Annotated in this window: 3 protein-coding genes and 3 tRNA genes; all 6 read left to right on the top strand. The window is 52.7% G+C overall.

What is annotated here, in order from left to right:
- Nucleotides 1-101 precede the first annotated feature (101 nt).
- The gene (gene birA / locus H3028_RS20995) at nt 102-1,067 is read left to right on the top strand and encodes a bifunctional biotin--[acetyl-CoA-carboxylase] ligase/biotin operon repressor BirA (RefSeq protein WP_181299127.1); all 966 of its coding nucleotides are present in this window, start codon (nt 102-104) and stop codon (nt 1,065-1,067) included.
- Nucleotides 1,057-1,797 (top strand): type III pantothenate kinase, encoded by a 741-nt coding sequence (locus tag H3028_RS20990; RefSeq protein WP_181299126.1) that lies wholly within the window; start codon nt 1,057-1,059, stop codon nt 1,795-1,797. The genes birA and H3028_RS20990 overlap by 11 nt, the downstream gene beginning before the upstream one ends.
- 16 nt (nt 1,798-1,813) lie before the next feature.
- Nucleotides 1,814-2,476 carry an SPOR domain-containing protein gene (locus H3028_RS20985; protein ID WP_181299125.1) on the top strand — a complete coding sequence of 221 codons (663 nt, stop codon included), beginning with the start codon at nt 1,814-1,816 and terminating at the stop codon, nt 2,474-2,476.
- Between the two features lie 139 nt (nt 2,477-2,615).
- Nucleotides 2,616-2,700: transfer RNA gene (locus H3028_RS20980), tRNA-Tyr, on the top strand.
- A gap of 25 nt (nt 2,701-2,725) precedes the next feature.
- Nucleotides 2,726-2,799: transfer RNA gene (locus tag H3028_RS20975), tRNA-Gly, on the top strand.
- Nucleotides 2,800-2,826: 27 nt separating this feature from the next.
- Nucleotides 2,827-2,902: transfer RNA gene (locus H3028_RS20970), tRNA-Thr, on the top strand.
- Nucleotides 2,903-3,017 lie beyond the last annotated feature (115 nt).

Raw genomic sequence — 3,017 nt, 5'->3', positions numbered from 1 at the left:
TCCTCGTAAGAGGACCGGGGGTTTGTCTTTGTGCGCTGGAAAGCCTCGCTGGGCTCTACATGTGTCGTTATGATTCATGCCTGCTGGTTAGGGGGAGGCTTATGAACAACTTGCTGCGGATACTTGGTGATGGTCGTTTCCATTCTGGGGAAGAGCTCGGTGCTGTTCTCGGTGTAAGTCGAAGCGCTGTATGGAAGCACTTACAGCGCCTTGAGGGCGAGTATGGTGTTGAGCTATTTAGAGTGCCCGGAAGAGGGTATCGGCTAGCGGAGCCTCTTTCGCTGCTGAGCTATGAAGAAAGTTCCGTTGTGCTGACTCGCTTCGGTTGGCAGTTGTGTCTGCAGGACACCGTCGACTCTACCAATGCCGAAGCGTTTAGGCTGCTGCAATCTGGAATGGCTGCTCCCTTCGTGATATTGGCCGAAGGTCAGACTGCCGGCAGGGGCCGAAGAGGGCGGCCATGGGCGAGCCCGCCCGCGCAAAATATCTATTACACTCTCGCATTAAAAATCTCAAACGGCCCTCAAGGGCTGTCTGGCCTAAGCTTGGTGGTGGGTTTGGCAGTGCTCCAAGCACTGCGTCACGCGGGAATCAACAATGCTGGGCTGAAATGGCCCAACGATATATATGCAAATGGGAAGAAAATAGCTGGAATACTGTTGGAGCTGACGGGCGATCCGGCCGATGTATGTCACGTTATTATCGGCATTGGGATAAACGTGAATATGGCAGCAACTGCCGTGGAGATCGATCAGCCATGGACATCGGTAAGGGCGCAGACAGGAGTGCTGGCGAACCGAAGCGAGTTGGTCAACCTTGTCAGTGAGTCTTTACATCTTTATCTAAGCAGACACGCCCAAGAAGGCTTTTCCTCGCTGCGGGATGACTGGGAGGCTAATAATCTCTGGCAGGGTAAGCTTTGCACTTTAAGTACCGGCTCTCAGCAGGTTAAAGGTTTGATGATTGGGGTGAACGAGTTCGGGGCCCTACGGCTTTTGGTTGATGGCCAAGGCGAGCAGCATTTTAGTGGCGGAGAGCTAAGCTTGAGGCTCGATCATGATTCTTGAGCTCGACTGCGGTAACAGCTTCGTCAAATGGCGTGTTATTCCGGGCGCTAGCGTCCCGCCAATAATCGAAGGGATCGCCACACAGGCAGCAGATATTATTCGGGATCTGTTGGCTCGGGATATCGGGAAAATCACGCGCTGCCGGTTGGTGAGTGTCAGAAGTGATGCAGAAACCAGAGCGATAATGGATGTTCTCTCTGAATCGCTGAAAGTGGACATCGCGAAGGTGCACCCAGCCGAGCGCACTGCTGGGGTAGTGAATGGTTATCGCGACCAGCACCGCTTGGGGATGGACCGTTGGTTGGCGATCATCGCTGCGTACGATATGTGTGGTGGGGCCTGTCTCGTAATCGATCTGGGTACGGCCATTACGGTAGATCTCGTGGATCGGAAGGGAGCGCATCTCGGTGGCTACATTGCGCCTGGAGTCGCGCTCCTGCGAGGACAATTACTCGCGCACACTCGGCGTATTCACTATGGCGCTGAAGAGACTGCGCTTGCTCTAAGCGATGTGTCTCCTGGCAGAAGTACTGCTGAGGGTGTTGAGCGAGGCTGTTTGATCATGATGCGCAGCTATATTTCCAGCCAGATCGCTTCTGCCGAGATTCATTTGGGTAATGATTTCGTCACGTATGTCACAGGAGGGGACGCGTCGTTGGCTGCAGACTTTCCTGGGGTAAGGTGTGTGCCAGATTTGGTTTTCAGAGGCTTGGCGATAGCCTGCCCCTAACTCCTAAGAGGTTTCAATGCGCTGGCTTTTAGTGCTTTTGGTGATACTGAATGTGCTTCTTCATCTATATCACCTCAATCGGCCGCCACCGGTTACGGGAGAGGTTGCTGGGTTGCGAGCTCCTTCTCAAGAGCCTGACATCACGCTGCTGAGCGAGACGGAATCGTTAACGCGGCGTGAGCTGATGCGGAGTGTGGATAGCGCCTGTCTGTTTCTAGGCGGGTTTGATGACGAATCGATCGCTTTATCTATTAATCAGCGGTTGCTGAGCTTGGATATTGATTCCCAGGTCGAGCCTGTCGATGAAGCTGCCGGTGTAGATTATTGGGTATATCTGCCTCCTCTCGTATCTCGCCAGGCTTCGTTACGTCAGCTTCGGGAGTTGCAGTCTCGCAATATTGATAGTTACGTCATCACTGTTGGTGAGTTGTCTAACGGGATATCGCTGGGGATATTCTCACGTAAGGACTCGGCGGAGAGCGTCGTAAATCGCCTGCGTGGGGTTGATTACGAGGCATCAATCCGTGAGTTGCCCAGAACCCATCGCCGTTACTGGGTCAAGGTGGGGCGCTCTCGCCAACATTTATTGAGCGACTCGCTACTTGTTGAGCTGATGAGGAGTTTTCCTGAGCTTGAGCATCGACAAATGCCATGCTCAAGCATTGCAACTTCGGAATAGTTTACATAGAATGGCGCCCGCTTAGCAGTACAGCCTTAACGGCTAGCTGCTCAGCACTGTCGATGGAGCTAACCTCAGGTTTTTAATGAGAAAATGCTTGACAGTAAGAGGCTTGGCAATGAAAATGCCGCCTCGTTTTGGAGGGGTTCCCGAGCGGCCAAAGGGATCAGACTGTAAATCTGACGTCATCGACTTCGAAGGTTCGAATCCTTCCCCCTCCACCAGATTTTAGCGTAGGCCTAGGCTATCGCGGGTATAGTTTAGTGGTAGAACCTCAGCCTTCCAAGCTGATGATGCGGGTTCGATTCCCGCTACCCGCTCCAGGTTTTAGTGCATACGCAACAAGATTCGCTCATGTAGCTCAGCTGGTAGAGCACACCCTTGGTAAGGGTGAGGTCAGCGGTTCAAATCCGCTCATGAGCTCCAACCTCAAAGGCAGATATGTAAATATCTGCCTTTGTTTTAATGGTGGCGTGACTAGCTCAATTCAACGATGGGAGACGGTCTCGATGGCTAAAGAAAAATTCGAACGTAACAAACC

The sequence above is a fragment of the Pseudomonas sp. Q2-TVG4-2 genome (assembly GCF_013620795.1).
Taxonomy (GTDB): domain Bacteria; phylum Pseudomonadota; class Gammaproteobacteria; order Pseudomonadales; family Pseudomonadaceae; genus Stutzerimonas.
Note: the sequence above shows the minus strand (reverse complement) of the source record. Positions and strands in the feature narration are given on the sequence as shown.